Genomic DNA, 26002 nt, shown 5'->3' with positions numbered 1-26002 from the left:
TTGCTTTTGCCCGGATTATTCCTCGTAAGGCGCTGTATTACACTCCCTGTCTCGTTTTTATTCACTGGAGAATCCACATGATCAAGTCGCGCGCTGCCGTTGCCTTCGAGGCCAAGAAACCTCTCGAGATTGTCGAAGTGGATGTCGCCATGCCCAAGGCTGGCGAGGTGCTGCTGCGGGTGGTCGCGTCCGGCGTGTGCCATACCGATGCCTACACCTTGTCGGGCGCCGACCCGGAAGGCATCTTCCCGTCGATCCTTGGCCATGAAGGCGGTGCGGTGGTTGAAGCGATCGGCGAGGGCGTGACCTCGGTCGCGGTCGGCGACCATGTGATCCCGCTNTACACCCCGGAGTGCGGGAAGTGCAAATTCTGCCTGTCGGGCAAGACCAACTTGTGCCAGGCCATCCGCTCCACCCAAGGCAAAGGCCTGATGCCCGATGGCACCACGCGCTTCTCCTACAAGGGTCAGCCGATTTTCCACTACATGGGTACCTCGACGTTCTCCGAGTACACCGTGCTGCCGGAAATTTCCGTCGCCAAAATCCCTAAAGAAGCGCCGCTGGAAAAAGTCTGCCTGCTGGGCTGCGGCGTCACCACCGGCATCGGTGCGGTGATCAACACGGCCAAGGTCAAGCCGGGTGACACCGTGGCGATCTTCGGTCTGGGCGGCATCGGCCTGTCGGCGGTCATCGGTGCGGTCAAAGCCAAGGCGGGTCGCATCATCGCCATCGACATCAACCCGGCCAAGTTCGAGATCGCCAAGCAGCTCGGTGCAACCGACTGCGTGAACCCGAAAGATTTCGACCGTCCGATTCAGGACGTGATTGTCGACATGACTGACGGCGGCGTGGACTTTTCCTTCGAGTGCATCGGCAATGTGCAACTGATGCGTGCCGCTCTGGAGTGCTGCCACAAGGGTTGGGGCGAGTCGGTGATCATCGGCGTTGCGGGTGCCGGCCAGGAAATCGCCACTCGCCCATTCCAACTGGTGACCGGTCGCGTCTGGCGCGGTTCGGCGTTCGGCGGCGTGCGCGGTCGTACTGAATTGCCAAGCTACGTGGAAATGGCCCAGACCGGCGAGATCCCGCTGGAAACGTTCATCACCCACACCATGGGCCTGGAAGACATCAACAAGGCTTTCGACCTGATGCACGAAGGCAAAAGCATCCGTAGCGTCATCCATTTCTGAGGTCGGTCATGAGCCTGGAAAATATCTCCTGCCAGAAAAGCTTCGGCGGCTGGCACAAACGCTACAAGCACCGCTCCGATGTGCTCGGCTGCGACATGGTGTTCGCCGTGTACCTGCCGCCGCAGGCGGAGCAGGGCGGCAAGTTGCCGGTGCTGTATTGGCTGTCCGGGTTGACCTGCACCGACGAGAACTTCATGCAGAAGGCCGGCGCCCATCGGATGGCCGCCGAGCTTGGATTGATCATCGTTGCACCGGACACCAGCCCTCGCGGACCCGATGTGCCGGGTGATCCGGACGGCGCCTGGGACTTCGGTCTCGGTGCCGGGTTTTATCTGAATGCCACNCAGGAACCCTGGTCCAAGCACTATCGGATGCATGACTACGTGGTGCAGGAATTGCCGGCGTTGGTTGAAGCGCATTTCCCTGCGTCGGATAAGCGCGGCATCAGCGGTCATTCAATGGGCGGCCATGGTGCGTTGGTGTGTGCCCTGCGCAACCCTGGACGTTACCAATCGGTGTCGGCATTTTCGCCGATCAACAACCCGATGGACTGCCCATGGGGCCAGAAAGCCTTTTCCCGTTATTTGGGCGAAGAACGCTCGAAATGGCGCGAGTGGGATGCCTGCGTACTGATCAGCGAAGCCTCGGAAAAGCTGCCACTGTTGGTCGATCAAGGTGATCGCGATGATTTCCTCGCCACCCAGCTCAAACCTGAAGCCTTGCAACAGGCCGCCAAACTGGCCGGTCATCCGCTGACGTTGCGCCTGCAACCCGGCTACGACCACAGCTATTTCTTCATCGCCAGTTTCATCGACGACCACTTGCAACATCATGGGCGCGCTCTAAGCGCCTAATGTTCGACAAAGTAGGTAGAATCACGCCCTGAATTAAATCGGGGCGTTTTTTTATGCGTATTGGCCACGGCTACGATGTGCACCGTTTCGCTGAAGGCGATTTCATCACCCTGGGCGGCGTGCGGATTGCACACGGCTTCGGGCTGCTCGCTCACTCCGACGGTGACGTCCTGCTGCACGCCTTGAGCGATGCCTTGCTCGGCGCCGCTGCGCTGGGTGATATCGGCAAGCACTTCCCGGACACCGACCCGACATTCAAGGGCGCCGACAGCCGTGTGNTGCTGCGCCATGTGGTCGGCCTGATCCACGCCAAGGGTTGGAAAGTCGGCAACGTCGATAACACCATCGTGGCCCAGGCGCCGAAAATGGCGCCCCACATTGAGTCGATGCGCGCACTGATTGCCGCGGACCTGCAAATTGAATTGGATCAAGTGAACGTGAAAGCCACCACCACCGAAAAGCTCGGGTTTACCGGTCGTGAAGAGGGCATCGCGGTGCACTCCGTCGCCTTGTTGCTGCGCGCATGAATGACTTGGAACTGTTGGGCCCGCGGGCCTATGGCGAGGCGCTGGGCAGCGCGGTCCTGAAGGCTACGGCGGAAGATTTCCAGGTCGACGAAGTGCTCGATATCCCGCTGANNGGCGATGGCGAACACTTGTGGNTGTGGGTNGAAAAGCGTGGTCTGAATACCGAAGAAGCTGCACGGCGAATCGCCAAGGCCGCTGGCGTGCCGTTGCGCACCGTCAGCTATGCCGGGCTCAAGGACCGCCAGGCGTTGACCCGCCAGTGGTTCAGCGTGCAACTGCCAGGCAAGGCTGATCCTGATTTGTCGGCGGCGGAAAACGACACGCTGAAAATCCTCAAGACCGGTCGGCACAAGCGCAAGCTGCAACGCGGTGCCCACTCGGCGAATGGCTTCACCTTGCGCCTGACGCAATTCTCTGGCGACAAAGCCGCGATTGAAGAGCGGCTGCAGCTGATCGCCAAGCAAGGTATTCCCAATTATTTTGGTGCCCAGCGTTTCGGCTTTGATGGCGGTAACGTGGTCGATGCCCGTGCCTGGGCCGCGCGCAAGGCGTTGCCGGAGCAACGCAATGTCCGTTCGCGTCTGCTCTCCACCGCCCGCAGTTTTCTGTTCAACCAGGTATTGGCGGCGCGTGTGGCAGATGGCACCTGGCAGCAAGCGCAGGTGGGCGACCTGTTGGCGTTTACCGACAGCCGCAGTTTTTTCCCGGCGGGGGAGGCTGAATGCAGCGACCCGCGCCTGGCGATTCTCGACCTGCACCCGACCGGCCCCCAGTGGGGCGAAGGTGACTCGCCGGCGACCGGCGCTGTCCATGTACTGGAGCAGGCAATCGCCGCTCGCGAAGCAGATCTGCGCGATTGGTTGATTAACGCCGGAATGAGCCACGAACGTCGCATCCTGCGGCTGCCCATTGGTGGGTTGACGTGGCATTATCCCGAGCCTGACATTCTGCAACTGGAATTCGTCCTCCCGGCCGGATGCTTTGCCACNGTNTTGGTGCGCGAGCTTGTTGATCTGGTGCCGGTGGGGCAGACGGACAGCCCATGCGTATTCTGATATCAAACGATGACGGTGCCACCGCACCCGGTCTTGCCGCGCTTTATGCAGCGCTGGAAGATTACGCCGAGTGCGTGGTGGTTGCCCCGGACCAGGACAAGAGCGGCGCCAGCAGTTCGCTGACGCTCGACCGTCCGTTGCACCCGCAAACCCTGGCCAACGGCTTTATCAGCCTGAACGGCACACCCACCGATTGCGTGCACCTGGGCCTTAACGGCTTGCTGGAGCGCGAACCGGATATGGTGGTTTCCGGCATCAACCTGGGCGCCAACCTGGGCGACGACGTGCTGTATTCCGGCACCGTTGCGGCGGCACTTGAGGGGCGTTTCCTTGAGCGTCCTTCGTTCGCCTTCTCGTTGGTCTCACGGCAAGTGGAGAACCTTCCCACGGCCGCTTACTTTGCGCGCAAACTGGTCGAGGCCCACGCCGACCTCGACTTGCCACCGCGCACGGTATTGAACGTGAACATTCCCAATTTGCCGCTGGACCACATTCGCGGCATTCAGCTGACCCGCCTCGGACACCGCGCACGTGCGGCGGCGCCGATGAAAGTGGTCGACCCACGCGGCAAATCCGGTTACTGGATCGCCGCCGCCGGGGACGCCGAAGATGGCGGCCCGGGCACGGACTTNCATGCGGTGATGCAGGGCTATGTGTCGATTACTCCGCTGCAACTGGATCGCACCTTCAATGATGCCTTCAGAAGTCTCGATGGCTGGTTGGAGGGGCTGCGCTAATGGCTCGTGAACAAGACGATATTCTGCGTCGCGGCATCGGGATGACCTCGCAACGAACCCGCGAGCGCCTGATTCAACGCCTGTATGAGGAGGGGGTNTCCAACGCCCAGGTGCTGGAAGTCATCCGGCGCACGCCGCGGCACCTGTTTGTCGACGAAGCGCTGGCTCATCGTGCCTACGAAGACACGGCGCTGCCGATCGGACACAACCAGACCATCTCCCAGCCTTATATGGTGGCGCGCATGAGCGAGCTGCTGCTGGAGGCCGGTCCCTTGGACAAGGTGATGGAAATCGGCACCGGCTCGGGCTACCAGACGGCGGTGCTGTCGCAGCTGGTTGAACGGGTGTTCTCGGTGGAGCGCATCAAGGTCCTGCAGGATCGCGCCAAGGAGCGCCTGGTGGAGCTCAACCTGCGCAACGTGGTGTTCCGTTGGGGCGATGGTTGGGAAGGTTGGCCTGCGCTGGCGCCTTATAACGGCATTATCGTCACGGCCGTCGCCACCGATGTGCCTCAGGCGCTGCTGGATCAGTTGGCGCCTGGCGGGCGACTGGTGATTCCTGTCGGCTCCGGTGAGGTGCAGCAACTGATGCTGATCATCCGCGAAGAACAGGGCTTTTCCCGTCGTGTTCTGGGGTCGGTTCGCTTCGTGCCACTACTCAACGGGCCGCTGGCCTGAGCATTTGTTCAAGCACGCTGAATTCTCTTCGATTGCCCGGGTCTTACAGCGGCATCGATGCGTTAAACAGGATTCATCGGCAGGCAGCAAACGTGTGCGCGAAGCGATTTCGCTTCATTAAAGGTAAAGCCTGTTCGGCCCGTTATACTTGCGACATTTCGTGCCGAAACACGGCAATCCACTATTTCAGCCACCACAAAGGGAGCGGCGGGTGAGTCTCACAGTCATTGCGCAGCGTATGGGTACAAAGAGCTTTCAGCGCCTGGTGACTGGCCTCGTCTTGAGCACCTTGCTGGTCGGTTGCTCCAGTTCCAAAACGAGTGACGTGCGTGTCGTCGATCGCAACAAGACTGTCGCCCAGCGTCCGGCGGTGACCACGGGTCAATACGTCGTTCGACCAAAAGATACGTTGTTCTCGATCGCTTTTCGCTACGGCTGGGACTACAAAGCCCTCGCCGCACGGAACAATATTCCTACGCCGTATACGATCCATCCGGGTCAGACAATTCGCTTCGACGGTCGCACCGGATCAACGTCGGCGCCGGTGGCCAGTGCTACCGATTCAACGCCTTCGTCGTCGCTGAAAACCACGGTAATCCGGCGTCAGCCGAATGGCGCAACCACCAGCACAGCGGTGGTTGCACCGTCCGTCGCCAGCAAGGCGACCCCTGCTCCGATGCCTCCTGCCGGCCCGGCCCCGACCGGCTGGGGATGGCCTTCAAACGGTGTATTGATTGGAAAATTCTCTTCAAACGGTAGTTTGAATAAAGGCATTGATATCGCCGGGGATTTGGGACAGCCTGTTTTAGCTGCGTCTGATGGGACAGTGGTTTACGCCGGGAGTGGTTTACGGGGCTACGGCGAACTGGTCATCATCAAACACAGCGATACCTACGTCAGTGCTTACGGTCACAACCGTAGGCTGTTGGTTCGGGAGGGGCAGCAGGTCAAAGTCGGACAGACAATTGCCGAAATGGGGTCAACTGGTACAGACCGGGTGAAACTGCACTTTGAGATTCGCCGCCAAGGGAAACCTGTAGATCCGCTGCAATTCCTACCCCGTCGTTGATGTGTTGCACAGCCTGTTCCCTCGCGTAGAAGGAACAGGCTCCAGCGTTGCCAAGGATATAGGCGTCGCTCGAGCTTGAGGTCGAACTCACCAAAGGACTATAACAATGGCTCTCAGTAAAGAAGCGCCGGAGTTTGACATCGACGATGAGGTTCTCCTTGAAATGGAGATACTCACCGATAAGGAATCGATGTCGAATGATGAAGGGTCTGCTACACCTTCAGTTCGCACCAAATCCAAGAACGCCACCGCGTTAAAGCAACACAAGTACATTGACTACACGCGGGCGCTTGATGCCACGCAGCTGTACCTCAACGAAATCGGCTTTTCCCCGCTGCTCTCCCCGGAAGAAGAAGTTCATTTTGCGCGTCTGTCGCAAAGTGGCGATCCGGCCGGGCGTAAACGCATGATTGAAAGTAACCTGCGGCTGGTGGTGAAAATCGCCCGGCGTTATGTCAATCGTGGTCTGTCCCTGTTGGACCTGATCGAAGAGGGCAACCTGGGCTTGATCCGGGCGGTGGAGAAGTTCGACCCTGAGCGGGGCTTCCGCTTTTCAACTTATGCCACCTGGTGGATCCGCCAGACCATCGAACGGGCGATCATGAATCAGACCCGTACGATTCGGTTGCCGATCCATGTGGTCAAAGAGCTCAACGTCTACCTGCGGGCGGCGCGTGAGCTCACACAAAAACTCGATCATGAACCTTCGCCTGAAGAAATCGCCAACCTGCTGGAAAAACCGGTGGGGGAGGTCAAGCGCATGCTTGGCTTGAATGAGCGTGTATCTTCGGTCGACGTCTCGCTGGGTCCGGATTCGGATAAAACCCTGCTGGACACCCTGACGGATGATCGCCCGACGGATCCTTGCGAGCTGTTGCAGGATGACGACCTGTCCCAGAGCATCGATCAATGGCTTTCGGAACTGACCGACAAGCAACGCGAAGTGGTGGTACGCCGCTTCGGCCTGCGNGGCCATGAGAGCAGCACCTTGGAGGATGTAGGCCTGGAAATTGGCCTGACCCGTGAGCGGGTGCGGCAGATNCAGGTGGAAGGCCTGAAGCGTCTTCGGGAGATTCTCGAGAAGAACGGCCTGTCGAGCGAGTCACTGTTTCAGTAAATAACGCGCTTGAGTGGCATTGGAAAACCCCGACTGGTTCGGGGTTTTTTAATGCCTGGGATATGGCTGGCAAGCGCCTCAGGTTTGTAGTCTCGCGCTGTAAGTCTTTGCTTACTCTTTCGTAAGTGTTCGTTATTTTTACAGTGTGGTAGTCGCCCATCTGTTACATCTGTCAGAGGTATCTAATTGACTTATATGGTTATTGATAAATATTAAAAGCATATGACAGGCAGTTTTGCGGATTGGGGACGATTGCTCTCGGTGAGGAATTCTCTAGTATCTGAACTGTGTCGACGGACAGACACACCCTTCAAGGATGAGGGGAATGGACATCGCAGGAAGCGATTCATCAGGACGATGAAAAGGAACACAGGGAATAGGGAAAAAATGTGGGCGGGTCAAACCGCCCCTTTTTTTGCCTGCAGAAAAGCAAAAAGGCCCGCTAGGGGCCTTTTGGGAACGCGGGGGAAATCAGCGTTCGAGGTCTTTGAGCTTGCTACCTACAGATTTGTTGATGACGCGATCAAACTCTTCAGCATCGGGCATCGATTCTTTCTTCTCGGTGATGTTGGGCCAGATTTCGGCCAACTCAACGTTCAGCTGAATGAACTGCTGCATGTCTTCCGGGACTTCATCTTCAGAGAAGATGGCCACGGCAGGGCATTCTGGTTCNCACAGGGCGCAGTCGATGCACTCATCCGGGTGGATAACCAGGAAATTCGGGCCTTCGTAGAAGCAGTCCACCGGACACACTTCGACGCAGTCGGTGTACTTGCACTTGATGCAGTTGTCGGTAACGACGAAGGTCATTTCTAATTTTCTCCTCAGGCGGCGGCAGCGAAACCCCTTATGGTGGGGCTCGCGAGGTTCGGGAGCGATAGTCTGCAGGCCAGGCTAAAAGCCCGCAGCATCCCAAACCGCGCGAGATTCTATCAGCTTGCACGCGTCTGCGTTATATCCGAGTCTTTAGTGNATAGAGCATTTCGAGCGCTTTGCGTGGCGTCANGTCGTCCAGATCCAGTTTGGCCAACTCATCCAGCACCGGATGCGGCAGGCTGGCAAACATATCGCTCTGCTGCGGCGCGGCCGGTTTGCCTTTGGCGGGTTTCGGCACTTCATGGGGCAGGGCAGTCGCTTCCAGTCGGCCGAGGTGCTCGCGAGCACGCACGATCACTTCGCTCGGCACACCAGCCAACTGCGCAACCGCCAGACCGTAGCTCTGGCTGGCAGGCCCGGGCAGCACATGGTGCAGGAACACGATGCGCTCGTTGTGCTCGGTGGCGTTGAGGTGAACGTTGGCCACCAGCGGTTNCGCTTCCGGCAGTACCGTCAGCTCAAAATAGTGCGTGGCAAACAGCGTATAGGCCCGCAGATGCGCCAGACGCTCGGCCGCCGCCCACGCCAGCGACAGGCCGTCGAAGGTGCTGGTGCCGCGACCGACTTCGTCCATCAGCACCAGGCTGCGCTCAGTGGCGTTGTGCAAGATGTTGGCGGTTTCGCTCATTTCCACCATAAAGGTCGAACGGCCACCGGCTAGGTCATCGCTGGAACCGATCCGCGTGAAAATGCGGTCTACCAGAGACAATTCGCAACTGGCCGCCGGCACAAAGCTGCCGATATGCGCCAGCAACACAATCAAGGCGGTCTGACGCATGTAGGTGGATTTACCGCCCATGTTCGGACCAGTAATCACCAGCATGCGCGTGTTGTCGTCGAGGCTCAGGTCGTTGGCCACGAACGGCGTTGTCAGCACTTGCTCGACCACGGGGTGACGACCCTGGGAGATGCGCATGCACGGCTCGTCAACGAAGCGCGGGCAGTTCAGGTCGAGGTTCAGGGCGCGTTCGGCGAGGTTGCTCAGCACGTCCAGTTCGGCCAGTGCGGCGGCGGTGTCTTGCAGCGGCGGCAATTGGGCGATCAAGTCTTCGAGCAGCGCTTCGTACAGCATCTTCTCGCGGGCGAGGGCGCGGCTCTTGGCCGACAGCGCCTTGTCCTCGAACGCTTTCAGTTCCGGCGTGATGAAGCGCTCGGCACCTTTGAGCGTCTGGCGGCGGATGTAGTCGGCCGGCGCCGACTCGGCCTGCTTGCTCGGCAACTCAATAAAGTAGCCGTGCACGCGGTTGTAGCCGACCTTCAAGTTGGCCAGGCCCGTGCGCGCCTTTTCGCGGGCTTCGAGGTCAATCAGGAACTGCCCGGCGTTTTCGCTCAGGGACTGCAGCTCATCCAGTTCGCTGTCGTAACCGGTTTTCAGCACGCCGCCGTCACGGATCACCGCCGGCGGGTTGTCGATGATGGCTTTTTCCAGCAGTGCCGCAAGTTCCGGGTAGGTGCTGGTGGTCTTCGCCAGTTGAATGATGTGCGGTGCTTCCAGCTCCGTCATCGCCACTTGCAACTCAGGCAGTGCGCTCAAGGCATCGCGCAGGCGCGCCAGGTCACGGGGCCGCGCATTGCGCAGGCCGATCCGCGCCAGGATGCGCTCGATATCGCCGATTTCCTTGAGCTGCGGTTGCAGTTTTTCAAAACGGTAACCGTCGAGCAGGCAAGTGATCGAAGTCTGGCGCGCCAGCAANACGGTCAGGTCGCGCAAAGGACGGTTGAGCCAGCGGGTCAGCAAGCGGCTGCCCATGGCGGTCTGGCAACGGTCGACCACCGATTGCAGCGTGTTATCGCGACCACCGGCCAAATTGGTGTCCAGCTCCAGGTTGCGACGGCTGGCGCCATCGAGCACCACGGTGTCATCCAGGCGTTCATGGCGCAGGCTGCGCAAATGCGGCAGGGCGGTGCGCTGGGTTTCCTTGGCATAACCAAGCAGGCACCCGGCAGCGCCGATGGCCAGGGTCAGGGTTTCGCAGCCGAAGCCTTTCAGGTCCTGGGTGGAGAATTGCTGGCAAAGACTTTTCAGCGCCGAGTCGCGCTCGAAATCCCACGGCGCACGGCGTCGAACCCCACGACGTTTTTCCGCCGGCAGGTCCTTTGGCCAGTCATCCGGAATCAACAACTCCACCGGGTTGATGCGCTCCAGCTCCGCCAGCAGGTTCTCCCAGCCCTTGATCTCCAGCACGCTGAAATTGCCGCTGGTGATGTCCAGTACCGACAGGCCGAACAGGCGTTCGTCACCCAGCACCGCCGCGATCAGGTTGTCCCGACGCTCATCCAGCAGCGCTTCATCACTGACCGTACCCGGCGTGATGATCCGCACCACTTGCCGATCCACCGGCCCCTTGCTGGTCGCCGGGTCGCCGATCTGTTCACAGATCACCACCGACTCACCCAGCTTCACCAGCTTGACCAGATAGCCTTCCAACGAATGGTAAGGAATCCCGCACATCGGAATCGACTGCCCCGCCGACTGCCCGCGCGCGGTCAAGGTGATGTCCAGCAACTTGGCGGCCTTCTTCGCGTCTTCATAGAAGATCTCGTAGAAGTCGCCCATGCGATAGAACATCAACTGATCAGGGTGCTGGTTTTTCAGACGCCAGTACTGCTGCATCATCGGCGTGTGGGAGGACAGATCGGACNGTGTTTTANTCATNGGATATCAGGCAAATTCGTTGAAAGGTGTAGGGCAAAGGAGGGACATCGGCCCGGCTTTTCCGCGATGGGCGCAAGGTTAACATGAGCCGTCTGCCGGACGCAGGCATGAAAGCCCTGCTGCACATTTCTGTTGTTTATGCACGATCTATGCGAATCAGCATTTGTCTTCCGAAAAAAGTTCAAGCACTATGCCCGTTATGCAAAAACGCAATGTTTCTACCGTCTTAAGAGAGCTGCTGGACCGCGACCGGATCTCCCCCACGGAGCTTCACCGGCGTACCGGCGTGCCTCAATCCACTCTCTCGCGGATCCTCAGCGGGAAGATCGTCGATCCTTCGGATAAACACATTTCGAAGATCGCCGAGTACTTCGCCGTGAGTACCGATCAGTTGCGCGGACGCGTGGATGTCGCTGCCACCGCCGCCAATGCCGGGCGCGATCAATTGCATTCCGAACTCAAGGACATAAGTCTGTGGGACGACGACACACCCGTCGATGATGACGAGGTGTCGATCCCCTTTCTGCGCGAGGTTGAATTGGCTGCTGGATCAGGAAGATTCGTCATCGAGGAAAGCGAGAAGGCCAGCCTGCGGTTCGGCAAGCGCAGCCTGCGGCATAACGGTGTGCAGTTCGACCAGGCCAAGTGTGTAACGGTGCGCGGCAACAGCATGTTGCCGGTGCTGCGCGATGGCGCGACGGTGGGTGTCAATGCGGGCAAGAGCGGCATTGGCGATATCGTTGATGGCGACTTGTATGCCATCAATCACAATGGCCAACTGCGCGTGAAACAGCTCTACCGTTTGCCTACCGGTATTCGCCTGCGCAGCTTCAATCGCGATGAGCACCCGGACGAGGACTACACCTTCCAGGAAATCCAGGAAGAACAGATCGTCATCCTCGGTCACGTTTTCTGGTGGGGCATGTACGCCCGTTAACCTCGCCGCACTGCATTAGAACCCGCCTCCGAGCGGGTTTTTTTTCGCCCGCCCAAAACCGTCAGCGCCTTTGTTTGCGAGGTTTTCATGCGCTAGCGCATTCTAAACGCATAAATAAATGCATTTACGCATTGACTGTATATGCATCAATGCATATTCTTTGTCTCAAGCCGCTCAACACAGCAGCTCGAAATGAAGCTCTTTAGTTCCACCACAAAAGGCAGCGATGAACCGGCCTCAACGGTTCAGAGGGTTGGCAACTGACCCGGGTGTGCAGCGTAAAGCACCAGAAGCAGTTATCCGACAGACAGGGATCGTGGTCGGAAAAACATTGAGGACAGGTCCGTACCGCGCCAGTAGCGCCGAAAGACCGAAGCTGGACCGCATTACTGAAAAGCCNGGCAAGCGCCGGGCTTTTTGGAATGCCTACCTATCGTCAGGCACCTCAAGAGACACCGTTTGAAAGAAACACGCATCACTCATCAATCACCCCGGGAGGCGTGACATGACAAACGAGCAACAAGCGTTGCTGGACATGCCGATCTGGCTTGTCATCGTCCTCGCCCTGGTNGGCGGTGTATCCGGCGAAATGTGGCGCGCCGACAAGGAGGGCGCCCGCGGCTGGTCACTGTTGCGGCGCCTGGCCTTGCGCTCCGGGGCCTGCGTGATCTGCGGGGTCTCGGCCATCATGCTGCTGTATGCCGCCGGCGTGTCGATCTGGGCCGCTTGCGCATTTGGCTGCCTGACGGCGATGGCCGGGGCGGACGTGGCCATCGGACTTTATGAACGCTGGGCGGCCAAGCGGATTGGCATTTGCGAAGTGCCGCCGCGCGATTCTCGCCCTGATCAATAGTGAGGAGCCGTCGCTGATCCCTCACATTGAAATCTGACAGGAGACCCTTAATGCCGGTCGTCATCGAAAAACCTTCACAGCTGTTTACCGCGATTGCCGAGGCATTGGTTTTTAATGCCCGGTGAAAACCCATGAAAATCACTCCACTGATTTCGCAACTGCGTGATCACTGCCCAACCCTCGCCAATCGCGTGGCCGCCGGCATCGACCTCACCACACTGCAAGCCGACAACCCACTGCAAACCCCTTGCGCCTACGTCGTACCGATCGCCGATCTGGCGAGCAAAAGCGTGGCGCAGAACCTGAACCTGCAACCGATCCGCGACAACTTTGAAGTGACCCTGGTGCTCGACACCACGGACGCTACAAAAGCGCTGGATCTGATGCACGACCTGCGGGCCGAGCTGTGGCGTGCGCTGGTGGGTTTCAAGCCCGGCAGCGACTACCAGGCCATCGCGTATGACGGTGGCGAACTGGTTTCCATTAACAGCAGCCGTGCGCTGTATCGCCTGCGCTTTTTTACCGAGTTCCAGCTCGGCCGCAATCTGCCTGGTCAGCCTGCGGAGAGCTGGCACGAACGTGAACTGGACGGCTTGTCGTCCTTTACCGGGGTCACGGTGCGGGTCGATGCGATCGATCCGGCGGACCCCAATCTGAAACGCCCGGGGCCCGATGGGCGCCTGGAACTGACTTTCTCTGGAGACGTAACCCCATGAGCAAACGCATCACCGTGCTGCCGGCCCCAGGCCGTGCCGTGCCCGACCCGGAAGCGGGCGATCTGTTGCCCCTCGAGGGCCGTGAAGTGCCGGACAACGCCTGGTGGCGTCGACGTCTGGCTGATGGCGATATCACTACCAAAGCCGTGAAAGCGGCAAAACCACAGGGAGCCCAATAATGGCGATCGGATTCAGCAACATCCCCGCGGACATTCGTGTTCCGCTGTTCTACGCCGAGATGGATAACTCGACGGCCAATAGCGCATCCTCGGCCATGCGCCGTCTGATCGTCGCCCAGGTCAACGACAACATTGCGCCGGCCGACGTCGGCAAGCTGGTGCTGGTGTCCAGCGTGGCGCTGGCCAAAAGCATCGGTGGCCAAGGCTCGATGCTGGCCTCTATGTACGAGACGTTTCGCAAGACCGATCCGGTCGGCGAGATCTGGTGTCTGCCGCTGCACAACACAGAAGGCAGCATTGCCAAAGGCGTGCTGACCCTGACTGGCGCGGCCACCCAAAGCGGTGTGCTCAACCTCTATGTGGGTGGCGTTCGCGTTCAAGCGGCCATCGTCAACGGCGCGACGGCGACTCAAGCGGCAACGACGCTGGCGCTGAAAATCAACGCAGCTGCCGATCTGCCGGTCACCGCCGCCGCGGCTGAAGGTGTCGTGACCCTGAGTGCCAAGTGGACCGGCGACAGCGGCAACGACATCAGCCTGCAATTCAATCGCCTGGGCAAGAGCAATGGCGAAGAAACGCCGGCCGGCCTGACCTCGGCAATCACCGCCATGACCGGCGGCGCCGGGGTCCCGGATCAGGTTGGAGCCGTGGCAGCGCTGGGCGATGAGCCGTTCGAGTTCATCTGCATGCCGTGGTCCGACCTGTCGACCCTCAACACCTGGCAAGCCGTCATGGATGACAGCACCGGTCGTTGGTCCTGGGCCAAGCAATTGTTCGGTCACGTCTACAGCGCCAAGCGCGGCACTATCGGAACACTGGTTGCCGCTGGTCAGGCGCGTAACGATCAGCACATGACCATTCAGGCGCTGGAACCGGGCGTACCGCAACCGTTCTGGGTTCAGGCCGCTGCACTGGCTGCACGCACGTCGGTGTTCATCTCCGCCGATGCCAGTCGTCCGACTCAAAGCGGTAGCCTGCCAGGTCTCGATCCGGCTCCGGCGAGCGAACGTTTTACCCTGACTGAGCGTCAGTCGCTGCTGAACTACGGCATCGCCACTGCCTACTACGAAGGCGGCTACGTGCGCATCCAGCGCTCGATCACTACCTACCAGAAGAATGCCTACGGCCAAGCCGACAATTCCTACCTGGACAGCGAAACCATGCACCAGTCGGCGTTCATTGTGCGGCGCCTGCAAAGCGTGATTACCAGCAAGTACGGTCGCCACAAACTGGCTTCCGACGGCACCCGTTTCGGCGCCGGCCAGCCGATTGTGACCCCGAGCACTATTCGCGGTGAGCTGATCGCCCAGTACGCCAAGCTCGAACTGGAAGGCCACGTCGAAAACGCCGAGCTGTTCGCCCAGCACCTGATCGTCGAGCGCGACGTGCAGGACCCGAGCCGGGTCAACGTGCTGTTCCCGCCGGATTACATCAACGGCTTGCGCGTGTTCGCGCTGCTCAACCAATTCCGTCTGCAGTACGACGACGCGGCGTGATCGCTGCCGTTCTCTGACTGTAAAGACTGTGTGATTTCAGCCCACCGCGCGTGGGCTTTTTATTTGAAGGGAGAAACACCATGGGTCAACTGATTGCAGGCACCTGCTACGTCAAAGTGGACGGCGCTCAACTGACCATCAACGGCGGCTGCGAAGCGCCTTTGATGGCGGTGAAACGGGAAACCGTCGTACCCGGCTTCTACAAGGAAACCGATATCGCACCGTCGTTTAAAGTCACAGCGCTGCACACCGCGGACTTCCCGCTCAAACAGCTGATAGCCGGTTCCGACATGACCGTCACCTGCGAGTTCAGCAACGGCAAAGTCTACGTGCTGGCCGGTGCGTATCTAGTTGAAGAGCCGGCCTCCAAGGGCGATGACGCCACCATCGAACTGAAATTCGAAGGCATCAAGGGGACCTGGCAATGAGCGACGCCGTGAAGCTTCAGGTTGCGATCGAAGCTCACGGCGAGCCCTTGACCGAACTCAACCTGCGCCGTCCGACGGTGCAGGAAGTTCGAGCGATAAAGGCGCTGCCGTACAAGATCGACAAGAGCGAAGAAGTGAGCCTGGACATGGACGTCGCGGCCAAATACATCGCGATCTGCGCCGGCATCCCGCCGTCGTCGGTCAACCAGTTGGACCTGGCTGACCTCAACGCGCTGAGCTGGGCCGTCGCCAGTTTTTTCATGAGTGCGGCGTCGGCGCCATCACCGACCTGATCGCAGTCGCCTATGACCTGGCCTGGTTCTGGAAGGTTGACCCCGAACAGATGATGGCCCGGCCACTGGATGTGCTCCGCGAATCGCTGGAGCACGCGCAACGGATCAATGCGATGCAGCAGGTGCAGTGATGGCGAATACACAGATAAACATGAGCCAGACGAATATCCAGGCCACGGTGAACATGATCGTGGTGATGCAGGGCGCCAAGAAACTGGACGCCGAGCTGAAGGGCATTCGTGGCAAGGTCGCATCGTTTAAAAAGAGCATGGAGGACAGCGGTCTCAAGCCGCTGGATCTCTCTGGATTTATCTCCGGCGGCGGTTTGCTGAAGCCGTTTCAGGACAGCATCAAAAAAGCGATCGCGTTTCAGGATGAGTTGGCGAAAAAGGCCAGCAGTCTCAAAGGGCTCAAAGTCCCCAAAGTCGGCCTCGGGGAAACGTCCGCCAACCTCGCCAAATTCAACAAGGCGCTGGATGACATTTCGTTGAAAGTCGGCCAGGCATTGCTCCCGGCCCTCAACAGCATCGTCACTGCGCTCGCGCCGGTAATGACCTCTATCGGCCAGTTTGTGGCGGCCAACCCTTATCTGGTGGAAGGATTGGCCGCCGCCGCGGTGGCTTTCACCGTTGTCACGGTGGCAGCGATGGGCCTGGCCACGGTGATGGGCATTTTGACCTCGCCGATTGGCTTGATTGCCGCTGCTGTCGCGGCGGTCGTCGCGGTCCTCGTTATCGGCGCCCGATTGATAATGGACAACTGGCAGCCGATTTCAGGATTTTTCACCGGGCTCTGGCAAGGCATTTCAAGTGAGTCCGACGCTGCGATTACCCGGGTCAAGGCACTGTTCGACTGGAAGCCGGGTGAAGTTGTGAAGAAATATTGGAATGAAGCGGGCGACTATATGTCCGGGGCCATAGACAGGGGTGGCGCCTTCACCCGCAAGTCACTGGATGAGGTGAAGTCTGCCTTCTTCGAAGCCGGTATCAGCGTCACCACCACGGTTGCCGGATGGCTGGGCACGATCAAACCCTACTTTGACTGGTCGCCAAAAGAGCAGGTCGACAAGGCGATTGGGGCGGTCGTTCGTATTTACAACGATGTCGGTAACAACTTGATCAACACAGTTGCCGGATGGCTGGACACACTCAAATCGTACTTCGACTGGTCGCCAAAAGGGCAAATCGACAAGGCGATGAGCGCGGTCGTCGGCGTCTATACCGATGTCTTTGACGGCATTACCGCTCGTGTCGTTGCGGGGCTGGAAACCCTCAAGTCAGTGTTCACCTGGTCGCCCAAGGCGCTCATCGAAGAAACCTGGCAACCGGTGGCGGGTGTTTTCACTGCGCTATGGGACGTCATCTGGGCACTGAGCGCGCCGGTGGCGGACCGTCTCAAAGGTTTGTTCGATTGGTCGGCGCAGGAACGGGTCCGCGTTTGCTGGGAAGGCGTGGAAGGTTTTTTTGCCGGTTTGTGGGAATCCTTGACTGGCCCGCTACAGACAGTAAAAGACCTGTTCCAGTCGCTATTCGGTTGGTCGCCCAAGGACCAGTTCACAGCAAACTGGGAACCCCTGTTGGGTTGGTTCAGCGATTTGTCGGCGAAACTACAGGCTGTGATAGGGCCAATCAGAGCGCTGCTGGATGGCAACCTTTCCGGTTTTGTCGCGACAATCACCGGCAACGTTGACAGTGTCACCGAGCAGAGTGGCAAGCCAGGTGCTGACGGCGAAAATGGCCTGGCGCCTTCGTTCTTCCGCAAGAACACGCCGGCCCCGCAAACGACTTCAGTGTCGTCCGGCAGTCTCCCCCAACACTCCAGCGCCCTGATCCAGCAAACCGCTACCAACAACCGCACGCAACTCGAAGGCGGCCTGACCGTGCGCTTCGAAAATGCGCCGGCGGGCATGCGCACCGATCAACCACAAACCAATCAACCGGCGCTGGCGCTCACTTCGCGCATCGGCTACCGCTCACTTTCACTTGGAGGTTCCAATGAGCTGGCGTGATCGTTTGATGCCGGCATCCTTTCGGGGTGTCGGATTCTGGGTTGATCAGGCGAAATCCCCGGTCGGCCAAAAAGGCCAGTTGCACGAGTATCCGCAGCGAGACCTGCCGTACTTCGAAGGCCTTGGCCAACAGGCGAAGATTCACGATCTGACGGCGTTCATCGTCGGCCCCGATTGCCTGGAGCAGCGCGACAAGTTGCTCAAGGCGCTGGAGCAGGGCAGTGGCGAGCTGGTCCATCCGTGGCTCGGACGGCTACAGGTCAAGGTCGGCGAATGCGACATGACCCACACCCGCCAGGACGGCGGGTTGGTGACGTTTGCCCTGAAGTTCTACCCGGATGTGCCGGTGCCGTTTCCGGTCGCGGCGATCAGTACACAGAAACTGTTGCTGGCGTCCGCAGACACTTTCCTGGGCTCGGCGGTGGCGCGCTTCGAAGATGCCATGAGCCTGATCCAGGCGGCGCGGATCGGCATTGCCGACCTGCGCAACAGCATCAAGGACATCTACGGGGTGATCCAGCAACAGCTGCAACCGTTGATCGACCAATACCGCCAGATCAGCGACCTGGTCAAAGCCGTGAAGGAATTGCCCAAGGAAGTAGCGGCGGAGTTCAAGGCGTTGCTCGGCGACATCAAGGAGCTCAAGGACTTCGCTCGTGAGGGGTATCGTGGCGTGATTGCCAACGTCTCCCAGCAGGTCGAAGCGATCCGCAAGGCCGATGCACCGAAGCTGACTACCGGCAAAGACACCATGGCCGCGGCTCAGGCACTGACCAACCTGGTGCAGGATGCCTTGGTGGTGCAGGCCGCCAAATGGGTGGCCTTGTTGCCGATTGCGACGTTGCCGGTGAAGGTTTCTCCGTCACCGCTGGATCTGCAGGTAGAGCAGCCGGTCACCCGCCCGGAGGTGCCGGTGATTGATGATGTGCAAAGGGCGCTCAAGGAAATTGAAGAGGCGATCAAACTGGTCGAGGACAAGGCCAATCCTGCGCACTATCAGGCCGCGGCTGATCTGCGCCAGAAGCTGAAAGCGCACCTCAAGGCCGTTGCATCGTCTGGCATCAGGCTGGTGAGCAAGTCTTTTCAGGACAGCCTGCCGGCGCTGGTTGCGATCTACAGACAGGTGGCTGACGCCACTCGGGTCCTGGAAGTGACTCAGCGCAACGGCATTGTCCACCCAGGCTTTCTCCCGCCGCGCGAACTCAAGATCTCCGGGGAGTAGCCATGAACGAGCAGGATAACCGCGTCACGCTGACCGTCGACAATCTGGAATACGGCGGGTGGAAAAGCGTAGAAATCACGGCGGACCTGGAGCGTCAGTTCCGCACCTTCAAACTCGACATCACCTGGCAATGGCCGGGGCAGACCGAGGTGCGCCGGATTCAACCCGGCGCACCCTGCGAAGTGCGCATCGGCAGTGATCTGGTGCTGACTGGTTATGTGTTCAAGGCACCCATCAGCTATGACGGGCAACGCATCAGCCTGAGCATTGAAGGCAGCTCAAAGACCCAGGACCTGGTGGATTGTGCCGCGACCAATAAACCCAACCAGTGGCACCAGCAATCGCTGCTGCGAATCGTGCAAGACCTGGTCTCGACCTACGGCGGTTATGTCGTCAGTGAAATCCCGGAAACGGCTCGGCGAGACAGTCACACCATTGTGCCCGGCGAGACGGTTTTCCAGTCCATCGACCGATTGCTGTCGTTGTTCCGAGTGTTTTCCACCGATGATGCGCAAGGCCGGGTCGTGCTCGCACGGCCGGGCAGCGGTGGGCGTGCCAGTGAAGCGCTGGAGTTGGGCAAGAACATTCTCTCGGCCAACGCGCCGACGGACTACAGCCAGGTGTTTTCCGAATACCGGGTGATTGGCCAGCAGAAGGGTGACGACAAGAAAAGCGGGGCGGCGGTCAGCGAGGTCGAGGCGGTTTCCACGGACCTTGGCTTCAAGCGACGGCGAACCACGGTGATCAATGAAGGCATGCAGATCACCCCAGAACTGGCCCTGCAAAGGGCCAATTGGGAAAGCGCCACCCGTATGGGCAAGGCCTTGACCACGACCTATCAAGTGCAAGGCTGGCGGCAAGCGAACGGCGATTTGTGGCGACATAACACACTGGTGCGGGTCAAGGATCCGGTGCTGGAAGTGGATGGCGATATGCTGATTTCCAAGGTCACTTACTCGCTTTCGCAGCAGGGCTCAATCACAACCCTGCAAGTCGCGCCACCTCACACGTTCGACGCCAACCCCGCGCCGCCCAAGAAAGCTTGAACTTGGCGCCGGATCTTCCGTGCGGCCCATTCTGTGAATGATCGCGTTCGGGCCGATTATCCGAAGGAAACCCAATGAGCCTACTGACACGCCTCCTGGCGCGCGGCACCGTCGTGCTCGCCAACTCGGCCACCAAGCTTCAATCGCTGCAAATGCGCCTCACCGCCGGCGAAGTGAACGACGACATGGAGCACTTCGAACCCTACGGTTTCACCAGCAATCCGCTGGCCGGCGCCGAAGGTATCGCCACGTTTCTGGGCGGTGACCGTTCCCACGCCATCGTGTTGGTGGTCGCCGACCGTCGCTATCGCCTCAAGGCCCTGGCCCAGGGCGAAGTGGCGATCTACACCGACGAGGGCGACAAGATCCATTTCAAGCGCGGGCGGGTCATCGACATCGAAACCGCGACCCTGAACATCCGCGCCAGTACCGCCGTAAACATCGACACGCCGGTGATCAATCAGACGGGCAAGGTCGTCTCCACTGGCGATCAGATTGCCGGCGGCATCAGCCAGATCAAGCACGTGCACGTCGGCGTGCAGGCGGGCAATGGCCAGACCGGTGTACCGGCAGGAGGGCAGTGATGTTCATCAGTCAGAACCTCCACGCCGCGCTGACCCGTTCAGTGCTGATCAGCCTGTTCACCTGGCGCCGCGCCGCCGATGACGATGCCCTCGATGACGAAGAACGTTTCGGCTGGTGGGGCGACACCTTTCCGACAGTGGCGGACGACCGGATCGGCTCGCGGCTGTGGCTGCTGCGCCGGGTCAAGTTGACCCGCCAGACCCAGATGGACGCCGAGTTCTATGCCCGTGAAGCCTTGCAATGGCTGCTCGATGACGGCCATTGCAGCGCCATCGACATCATCAGCGAACGCCTCGACGCCCAGCGCCTGAACCTGCGCACGGTCCTGACCCTGGCCGACGGCGAGCGCCTGGACATCAATCCTGATAACAGTTGGCAGGTGATTTATGCCGTTTGAAACTCCTTCGCTGCCGGTGCTGATCAAACGCGCCCAAAGCGACCTGGCCAGCGATTCGCTGCGCCAGTCCGATGCGCAAGTGCTGGCCCGAACCCTCGGCGGCGCGGCTTATGGTCTGTATGGCTACCTTGACTGGATTGCCGAGCAGATTCTGCCAGACAAAGCCGATGAGTCGACGCTGGAACGGATCGCCGCATTGCGCCTGAACCAGCCACGTAAAGCGGCGCAAGCGGCGACGGGCAGTGTCAGTTTTACCGCCAGCGCCGGTGCTGTGCTGGACGTCGACACGTTGCTGCAATCGAGCGACGGTCGCACGTATAAAGTCACCGCTTCACGCACCACCAGCAATGGCCTCAACAGCACGACCATCGCAGCGCTCGACGCTGGCAGCCTGGGCAATGCAGACGCCGGCCTGACGCTGATTCCGGTGCAGCCGATTCTGGGCATTGTCGGCAGCAGCTTCACTGTTGAGGCTCCGGGATTGATCGGTGGTGTCGCGCAGGAAAGTCTGGAGTCCCTGCGGTCCAGGGTGATCAGTTCCTATCGCATCATCCCCCATGGTGGTTCGGCGCAAGATTACGAAACCTGGGCGCTGGAATTTCCCGGGGTCACCCGTGCCTGGTGCCGCGGCAGTTACCTGGGCCCAGGCACCGTTGGCTTGTTCATCATGCGCGATGACGATCCACAACCGTTGCCCACCCCCGTGCAACTGGCTGAAGTCCAGGCCTACATCGAACCGCTGCGCCCGGTTACCGCCGAGTTGCACGTGTTGCCACCGGTACAAAAGCCAGTCACCTATCAACTGAGTCTGACGCCCGATACCAGCGCTGTCCGCGCCGCTGTCGAGGCGCAACTGCGCGATCTGCACAACCGCGAAGCCGGCCTGGGTGACACCTTGCTGATCAGCCACATCCGTGAAGCGATCAGCAGCGCCACGGGTGAAAGCGATCATGTACTGGCCAGTCCGTCAGCCAATGTGCAAGCCGCCGTCAACCAGTTGCTGACCTTCGGGGGGTGCGTATGGCAGTGATCAGAACCGCCGCGCAGTACCAGGCGCAACTGCGCAGTTTGCTGCCCAGCGGCCCGGCCTGGGATCCCGAACGAGTGCCGGAACTCGAGGAGGTCCTTGAAGGCGTGTCTCAGGAACTGGCTCGCCTCGACGCTCGCGCCGCCGACCTGCTCAACGAGATGGACCCGGCAGGCGTCAGCGAACTGGTGCCGGACTGGGAGCGAGTGATGAACCTGCCCGACCCGTGTCTTGGCGCCACGCCGCTGTTCGACGACCGACGACTTGCCGTGCGCCGCCGACTGCTCGCGGTCGGCAGTCAGGCCGTCAGCTACTACATCGAGATCGCCCGCACTCAAGGCTACCCGAACGCGACCATCACCGAACACGAAGCCCCGCGGATGGGGCGCGCACGATTCGGTGCGGCGCATTTTGGCACATGGCAGGTGCAGTTCATGTGGACGCTCAACACTGGCGGGCGTTTGTTGCTCGGTCGACGTTTCGGTGCCAGTTACTGGGGCGAACGCTTCGGCATGAACCCGGGCTCAGCCCTGGAGTGTCTGATCCACCGCAGTGCCCCGGCGCATACCAAGGTGCACATCAATTATGACTAGGAAGTAGAGAGATGGATTTTCCAACGAAAGTGCCCAGCGCCGGGTTGGTGGACGGCAAGTTTATCGATGAGAACCCGATGACCGGGACGCCGGGGTCACTGATTCCGGCAAGCTGGGGCAATGGGGTGACGCAGGAAATTGTGAACGTGATTAAGGCCGGAGATTTGACACCGGACGAGACGAAGTATGACCAATTGCTGCAAGCCATTCAGAGCGTTTCGGCCAAGGGCTGGAATCTCGATTCAGCGTTGCCGATTGGCTCGCTGCCGACACCCACTGTGGCTACAGCTGACGGGCGTCTGTCGGTGACTCCGATGGCGGTGTCTACCAGCGGCGGGAAAGTGTCAATTCCGGCCGGGGTGTTGGTCAGCCTGGGCCAGGAAGTGGTGGCGGGGCAGTTGGGACGGTTACGCACGTTTACCACCCAGGCCTGGAGCAGTGCGGAGATGTTGCCGAATGCCTGGTATTTCTTGAGGGCTCAGGTGGTGGGGGGTGTGCTCAAGTTCTATACCCAGCGCGGCAGTCTGTATGACCTTGCCCCCGCTTCCTTGAAAGGCACGCCAGATGGGGCGGGGGGAGGCGGTTTTCAATCGACTCCGCTGGACATGTGTCTCGCCTGGATCATTAGCAGCACACCTGGATCGGTGCCGTCAGTGTTCCCTATTTACAACCGTTCGAGACTCACTTGGACGCAAACCGTAAATGGCACAGGCGCCATTTATCTACCTCTCGATCCCCATGCGCGTTCGGCACGCCTGATCGTCGGTAACCCGACGCCCTCGTCGACGGATATCTCCGGTGTAGCTTTTGCGCTGTCGGGTTGGGTGGGTGGCAACTACTGCTTTCTCTCACCGGCGCTGACAACCAGCTCCAACCATGACGGCGGTTGGACAACACCGCTGCCGTGTACGATTTTCACCAATAACTTTGTCAACGATGTAACGGTTACCACCCTGACCGCCAGTTTTGACCATTCGCAATTACGCTCGTTGTGGCAGTCCTACCAGGCGGAACACACATTGGGTTCGACCAGTGCCGTCAGCGATGAACTGTTGTTCAGCATGGGCATCAAGAACCATCCCGTGACTGACTATGTTTCGGGTATCGCGGTCAATTTCAGTGCCGCCGTCAATATCAGTTTTTCTTGGGAGCTGATTCGATGAACGTTATTCAAGAGCTTCATCAATTCGAGGACGGACTTCGTCCCCCACAACCTTCTGTTGCGCACGCATGGGATGGAGAAAAGTGGGTGCCGGATGCTTCGAAAGTCGCGCTAATGGAACAGCTGAACATCGAACGCCTGTGCGCCAGAGTTGATGCGGCGGCGGACTATGCGCGCAATGCTCTGGCCGGTGATCCGCTCAAGGCCATGGAATACGCACAAGCCGCTGCCGAGGCTCAGGCTTACATAGACGAAGGCTATCCGAAAAAAGCGGTGCCCCTCTCGGTGTCTGCCTGGGTCGTCAAAGGACGTACCGCCAGGCAGGCGGTAGATCAGATCATTGCCAAGGCAGCTCGATTCAAGGAGGGGCTGCTGACACTTCGAACCCTTCGTTTGAAAGCGAAAGAACAAATCAAAGTTCATATCGCCAAGGGTAAAACCGATCTCGCCAATCAAGTCAGTGAAGACGCGATTGCCGCAATACGTGCTGTGGCGAACGACCTCGCTGGCTAATCCATTCGAAATATCCGCTGTACCCAACGCCCACACTTCCGTGGGTGTTTTTGTTTTTTTTCAAACATGACCTGCATTGCCGTTGTGCCATGGCCATGCAGGACTTTATTAAAGGGAGCAGAACGATGGATTATCCAAAAAGCATCCCCAGTGTCGGATTGGTGGCCGGCCGGTTTGTCGATGAAAACCCGGTGGCCGGTACGCCGGGATCTTTGATTCCGGCGGTGTGGGGCAACGCAGTTACGCAAGAGATTCTGGGTGTTGTGGCCGGGGCCGGAATGGCCGCGTCGGAAGCGGACAACGGTCAGTTGCTCAAGGCGATCCAGGCGATTATCGGCGTGACCAGTCCGATGCGCTCGGTGGTCACCCGATTGGCTGCATCGAAAATGCTGGTGCCAGAAGAACTTGGTCTGGTGTTGATTGACGCCAGCTCCGCAGCCGCCACTATCACGCTTGCGCCGGCCAACGTTGCCATGGGCATTCGCGACGTCATTGTGCGACGCGTGGACAACAGCGGCAACCGACTGGTTATCCAGGCTGCCGGCACTGATCGCATCAGATTTCACACCCATTTATCTGCGACCGGTTACACGTTCCTGGTGTTGATGGGCGGCGGCGACTGGTGGCATTTGCGCAGCGATGGCGCCGGTAGTTGGTGGCCTGTGGGGCGGTTTGACAATACCCCTTTGGGTCGACCGTTTTTCGAAACCACCACGTTGCTCAGCCCCGGTGGCTATGGGGCGCTCAACGGTACGGTCATGAACCGTGCGCAATGGCCTTGGTTGTGGGATCACGCCCAACAATCGGGAATGCTTGGCACCGAGGCTGCGCGAGTGGGCAACGAAGGCAAGTGGACCAGTGGTGATGGTGCGTTGACGTTTCGTGGTCCTGAAAACCGCGGGGAGTTCTTGAGGGTTCTGGACGAAGGACGTGGCGTTGATACGGATCGGGCCATGGGCGCCTTCCAGCGCGGCTCGATCCATTCCTATGTACAAGGGGCTAACGGTGGCGGTGCGGTGGGTTCGCGATGGTCCGATAGCCTGGCCGCATTTGGCGCAGATACCCGTGAGGAAATTCAGTATGTATCGGGGTTAAGCAACGGTGGTCCTATCTACCCTGCGGGCACCTCTTACCAAATGGATGCTGCCAATACCTTGCTTTTCGCCTTCAAATCCCGCCCTCGCAACATCGCCTATCCCGGCCGCATCAAACTTATCTGAGGTGTCCATGTTTAATTATCTGATTGATAACTCGGGGGCCTTGTCCGGGCCTGTCGAGTTTTTTGTGACGCCGGGTATTGGCATTCAACTTCCTGGTAATGCCGTGGAGCTTTCATTTGAATTACCTCCGGCGGAACAAGGCCGTAGCTGGGCGCTGGTCAATGATGTTCCGCGCGAAGTGATTGACCGGCGTGGCGTGGTTTATCGCAAAGAAGGTGGAGCCCGGCAGGTCTGGAATGAACTCGGGGAGTTGCCCGACACCTTTACTACTGCTCCGTGGCCGGGAGAGTTTTATATCTGGCGCGATAACACCTGGGAGTTGGACGAACAGGCGCGGTTGGCAGATTTGAGGAATCAGTTGCTGGCCAAGCGCGACGCACTGCTTGGTGACGCGGTCTTGCGCATAGCCCCTCTTCAATATGCCGAAGATATGGGTGACGCCACTCATGATGAGCAACTGGCATTGATGGAGTGGAAGCTCTACAGCGTTGAGTTGAATCGTCTTGAACGGCAAGCAACCTTTCCAGCTGAGATTGACTGGCCGCAACTTCCAGGTTCGACCGAGTGAC

28 protein-coding genes are annotated in these 26002 nt (G+C 59.4%); 26 read left to right on the top strand and 2 right to left on the bottom strand.

Going from position 1 to position 26002, the window contains the following annotated elements; genetic code table 11:
* The first annotated feature begins 77 nt into the window (after nt 1-77).
* The 8 genes from B7L09_RS11245 to rpoS all read left to right on the top strand — a co-directional run bounded on the left by B7L09_RS11245 (nt 78) and on the right by rpoS (nt 7226).
* A complete protein-coding gene (locus B7L09_RS11245) occupies nt 78-1190 on the top strand; it encodes an S-(hydroxymethyl)glutathione dehydrogenase/class III alcohol dehydrogenase (RefSeq protein ID WP_094468849.1) in 1113 nt (370 codons plus the stop codon).
* 8 nt (nt 1191-1198) lie between these two features.
* Nucleotides 1199-2044 carry an S-formylglutathione hydrolase gene (fghA, locus tag B7L09_RS11240; protein WP_094468848.1) on the top strand — a complete coding sequence of 282 codons (846 nt, stop codon included), beginning with the start codon at nt 1199-1201 and terminating at the stop codon, nt 2042-2044.
* A gap of 53 nt (nt 2045-2097) precedes the next feature.
* The gene (gene ispF / locus B7L09_RS11235) at nt 2098-2571 is read left to right on the top strand and encodes a 2-C-methyl-D-erythritol 2,4-cyclodiphosphate synthase (protein ID WP_094468847.1); all 474 of its coding nucleotides are present in this window, start codon (nt 2098-2100) and stop codon (nt 2569-2571) included.
* Entirely contained in the window at nt 2568-3626 is a 1059-nt protein-coding gene (gene truD / locus B7L09_RS11230; protein ID WP_094468846.1) for a tRNA pseudouridine(13) synthase TruD, read from the top strand. The genes ispF and truD overlap by 4 nt, the downstream gene beginning before the upstream one ends.
* On the top strand, nt 3614-4363 hold the full coding sequence (gene surE, locus B7L09_RS11225; RefSeq protein ID WP_094468845.1) for a 5'/3'-nucleotidase SurE: 750 nt from the start codon (nt 3614-3616) through the stop codon (nt 4361-4363). The genes truD and surE overlap by 13 nt, the downstream gene beginning before the upstream one ends.
* Nucleotides 4364-4404: 41 nt before the next feature.
* Entirely contained in the window at nt 4405-5040 is a 636-nt protein-coding gene (locus B7L09_RS11220; protein ID WP_176457689.1) for a protein-L-isoaspartate(D-aspartate) O-methyltransferase, read from the top strand.
* Between the two features lie 211 nt (nt 5041-5251).
* Complete coding sequence (locus B7L09_RS11215) at nt 5252-6109, top strand: peptidoglycan DD-metalloendopeptidase family protein (protein WP_094468843.1); 858 nt, start codon at nt 5252-5254, stop codon at nt 6107-6109.
* Nucleotides 6110-6215: 106 nt separating this feature from the next.
* A complete protein-coding gene (rpoS, locus tag B7L09_RS11210) occupies nt 6216-7226 on the top strand; it encodes an RNA polymerase sigma factor RpoS (protein WP_094468842.1) in 1011 nt (336 codons plus the stop codon).
* A 471-nt stretch (nt 7227-7697) separates the two neighbouring features.
* On the opposite strand, the gene fdxA is transcribed toward rpoS, so the two are convergent.
* Together fdxA and mutS are read right to left on the bottom strand one after the other, a co-directional pair.
* Nucleotides 7698-8036, bottom strand: coding sequence for a ferredoxin FdxA (gene fdxA, locus B7L09_RS11205; RefSeq protein WP_094468841.1), 339 nt, complete (start codon nt 8034-8036; stop codon nt 7698-7700).
* Nucleotides 8037-8178: 142 nt separating this feature from the next.
* The gene (gene mutS, locus B7L09_RS11200; protein WP_094468840.1) at nt 8179-10758 is read right to left on the bottom strand and encodes a DNA mismatch repair protein MutS; all 2580 of its coding nucleotides are present in this window, start codon (nt 10756-10758) and stop codon (nt 8179-8181) included.
* Between the two features lie 190 nt (nt 10759-10948).
* On the opposite strand from mutS, the gene B7L09_RS11195 reads away from it, so the two are divergent.
* The 18 genes from B7L09_RS11195 (at nt 10949) to B7L09_RS11110 (ending at nt 26001) form a co-directional block, all read left to right on the top strand.
* Nucleotides 10949-11695: a LexA family transcriptional regulator gene (locus tag B7L09_RS11195; RefSeq protein WP_094468839.1), complete on the top strand. Its 747-nt coding sequence runs from the start codon at nt 10949-10951 to the stop codon at nt 11693-11695.
* Nucleotides 11696-12200: 505 nt separating this feature from the next.
* Complete coding sequence (locus B7L09_RS11190; RefSeq protein ID WP_094468838.1) at nt 12201-12548, top strand: phage holin family protein; 348 nt, start codon at nt 12201-12203, stop codon at nt 12546-12548.
* Between the two features lie 131 nt (nt 12549-12679).
* Nucleotides 12680-13264 (top strand): phage tail terminator protein, encoded by a 585-nt coding sequence (locus tag B7L09_RS11185; RefSeq protein ID WP_010462760.1) that lies wholly within the window; start codon nt 12680-12682, stop codon nt 13262-13264.
* Nucleotides 13261-13443 (top strand): DUF2635 domain-containing protein, encoded by a 183-nt coding sequence (locus B7L09_RS11180; RefSeq protein WP_010462758.1) that lies wholly within the window; start codon nt 13261-13263, stop codon nt 13441-13443. The genes B7L09_RS11185 and B7L09_RS11180 overlap by 4 nt, the downstream gene beginning before the upstream one ends.
* Entirely contained in the window at nt 13443-14939 is a 1497-nt protein-coding gene (locus B7L09_RS11175; protein WP_010462756.1) for a phage tail sheath subtilisin-like domain-containing protein, read from the top strand. The genes B7L09_RS11180 and B7L09_RS11175 overlap by 1 nt, the downstream gene beginning before the upstream one ends.
* An 80-nt stretch (nt 14940-15019) precedes the next feature.
* Nucleotides 15020-15367, top strand: coding sequence for a phage tail tube protein (locus tag B7L09_RS11170; protein WP_010462754.1), 348 nt, complete (start codon nt 15020-15022; stop codon nt 15365-15367).
* Nucleotides 15364-15660, top strand: coding sequence for a phage tail assembly protein (locus B7L09_RS11165; protein ID WP_010462752.1), 297 nt, complete (start codon nt 15364-15366; stop codon nt 15658-15660). The genes B7L09_RS11170 and B7L09_RS11165 overlap by 4 nt, the downstream gene beginning before the upstream one ends.
* Before the next feature lie 130 nt (nt 15661-15790).
* Nucleotides 15791-17668, top strand: a complete 1878-nt coding sequence (locus B7L09_RS11160; protein ID WP_010462750.1) for a phage tail family protein — start codon at nt 15791-15793, stop codon at nt 17666-17668.
* Nucleotides 17655-18890 carry a DNA circularization protein gene (locus B7L09_RS11155; protein ID WP_010462749.1) on the top strand — a complete coding sequence of 412 codons (1236 nt, stop codon included), beginning with the start codon at nt 17655-17657 and terminating at the stop codon, nt 18888-18890. The genes B7L09_RS11160 and B7L09_RS11155 overlap by 14 nt, the downstream gene beginning before the upstream one ends.
* Before the next feature lie 2 nt (nt 18891-18892).
* Nucleotides 18893-19936, top strand: a complete 1044-nt coding sequence (locus tag B7L09_RS11150) for a phage baseplate assembly protein (protein WP_010462746.1) — start codon at nt 18893-18895, stop codon at nt 19934-19936.
* Nucleotides 19937-20010: 74 nt separating this feature from the next.
* Entirely contained in the window at nt 20011-20520 is a 510-nt protein-coding gene (locus tag B7L09_RS11145) for a phage baseplate assembly protein V (protein ID WP_010462745.1), read from the top strand.
* The gene (locus tag B7L09_RS11140) at nt 20520-20918 is read left to right on the top strand and encodes a phage GP46 family protein (protein ID WP_010462743.1); all 399 of its coding nucleotides are present in this window, start codon (nt 20520-20522) and stop codon (nt 20916-20918) included. Before B7L09_RS11145 ends, B7L09_RS11140 begins: the two co-directional genes overlap by 1 nt.
* Complete coding sequence (locus tag B7L09_RS11135) at nt 20908-21948, top strand: baseplate J/gp47 family protein (protein WP_010462741.1); 1041 nt, start codon at nt 20908-20910, stop codon at nt 21946-21948. Before B7L09_RS11140 ends, B7L09_RS11135 begins: the two co-directional genes overlap by 11 nt.
* Entirely contained in the window at nt 21939-22538 is a 600-nt protein-coding gene (locus tag B7L09_RS11130) for a YmfQ family protein (protein ID WP_010462739.1), read from the top strand. Before B7L09_RS11135 ends, B7L09_RS11130 begins: the two co-directional genes overlap by 10 nt.
* A gap of 11 nt (nt 22539-22549) precedes the next feature.
* A complete protein-coding gene (locus B7L09_RS11125) occupies nt 22550-23701 on the top strand; it encodes a hypothetical protein (RefSeq protein WP_010462737.1) in 1152 nt (383 codons plus the stop codon).
* A complete protein-coding gene (locus B7L09_RS11120; protein WP_042932334.1) occupies nt 23698-24213 on the top strand; it encodes a hypothetical protein in 516 nt (171 codons plus the stop codon). Before B7L09_RS11125 ends, B7L09_RS11120 begins: the two co-directional genes overlap by 4 nt.
* Nucleotides 24214-24338: 125 nt before the next feature.
* Nucleotides 24339-25433: a hypothetical protein gene (locus B7L09_RS11115; protein WP_010462733.1), complete on the top strand. Its 1095-nt coding sequence runs from the start codon at nt 24339-24341 to the stop codon at nt 25431-25433.
* A 7-nt stretch (nt 25434-25440) separates the two neighbouring features.
* Nucleotides 25441-26001 carry a tail fiber assembly protein gene (locus B7L09_RS11110; protein WP_010462731.1) on the top strand — a complete coding sequence of 187 codons (561 nt, stop codon included), beginning with the start codon at nt 25441-25443 and terminating at the stop codon, nt 25999-26001.
* Nucleotide 26002: the final 1 nt, after the last annotated feature.

The sequence above is a fragment of the Pseudomonas mandelii genome (assembly GCF_002251635.1).
Taxonomy (GTDB): domain Bacteria; phylum Pseudomonadota; class Gammaproteobacteria; order Pseudomonadales; family Pseudomonadaceae; genus Aquipseudomonas; species Aquipseudomonas mandelii_B.
Note: the sequence above shows the minus strand (reverse complement) of the source record. Positions and strands in the feature narration are given on the sequence as shown.

Excerpts from the sequence above, each read along its gene's own strand:
- B7L09_RS11115 (WP_010462733.1), top strand. The coding sequence starts at position 24,339 with ATGGATTATCCAAAAAGCATCCCCAGTGTCGGATTGGTGGCCGGCCGG.
- B7L09_RS11165 (WP_010462752.1), top strand. The coding sequence starts at position 15,364 with ATGAGCGACGCCGTGAAGCTTCAGGTTGCGATCGAAGCTCACGGCGAG.
- B7L09_RS11150 (WP_010462746.1), top strand. The coding sequence starts at position 18,893 with ATGAACGAGCAGGATAACCGCGTCACGCTGACCGTCGACAATCTGGAA.
- B7L09_RS11195 (WP_094468839.1), top strand. The coding sequence starts at position 10,949 with ATGCCCGTTATGCAAAAACGCAATGTTTCTACCGTCTTAAGAGAGCTG.
- B7L09_RS11185 (WP_010462760.1), top strand. The coding sequence starts at position 12,680 with ATGAAAATCACTCCACTGATTTCGCAACTGCGTGATCACTGCCCAACC.
- B7L09_RS11170 (WP_010462754.1), top strand. The coding sequence starts at position 15,020 with ATGGGTCAACTGATTGCAGGCACCTGCTACGTCAAAGTGGACGGCGCT.
- B7L09_RS11135 (WP_010462741.1), top strand. The coding sequence starts at position 20,908 with ATGCCGTTTGAAACTCCTTCGCTGCCGGTGCTGATCAAACGCGCCCAA.
- B7L09_RS11125 (WP_010462737.1), top strand. The coding sequence starts at position 22,550 with ATGGATTTTCCAACGAAAGTGCCCAGCGCCGGGTTGGTGGACGGCAAG.
- B7L09_RS11175 (WP_010462756.1), top strand. The coding sequence starts at position 13,443 with ATGGCGATCGGATTCAGCAACATCCCCGCGGACATTCGTGTTCCGCTG.
- B7L09_RS11140 (WP_010462743.1), top strand. The coding sequence starts at position 20,520 with ATGTTCATCAGTCAGAACCTCCACGCCGCGCTGACCCGTTCAGTGCTG.
- B7L09_RS11130 (WP_010462739.1), top strand. The coding sequence starts at position 21,939 with ATGGCAGTGATCAGAACCGCCGCGCAGTACCAGGCGCAACTGCGCAGT.
- B7L09_RS11120 (WP_042932334.1), top strand. The coding sequence starts at position 23,698 with ATGAACGTTATTCAAGAGCTTCATCAATTCGAGGACGGACTTCGTCCC.
- B7L09_RS11155 (WP_010462749.1), top strand. The coding sequence starts at position 17,655 with ATGAGCTGGCGTGATCGTTTGATGCCGGCATCCTTTCGGGGTGTCGGA.
- B7L09_RS11180 (WP_010462758.1), top strand. The coding sequence starts at position 13,261 with ATGAGCAAACGCATCACCGTGCTGCCGGCCCCAGGCCGTGCCGTGCCC.
- B7L09_RS11145 (WP_010462745.1), top strand. The coding sequence starts at position 20,011 with ATGAGCCTACTGACACGCCTCCTGGCGCGCGGCACCGTCGTGCTCGCC.
- B7L09_RS11160 (WP_010462750.1), top strand. The coding sequence starts at position 15,791 with ATGGCGAATACACAGATAAACATGAGCCAGACGAATATCCAGGCCACG.
- B7L09_RS11110 (WP_010462731.1), top strand. The coding sequence starts at position 25,441 with ATGTTTAATTATCTGATTGATAACTCGGGGGCCTTGTCCGGGCCTGTC.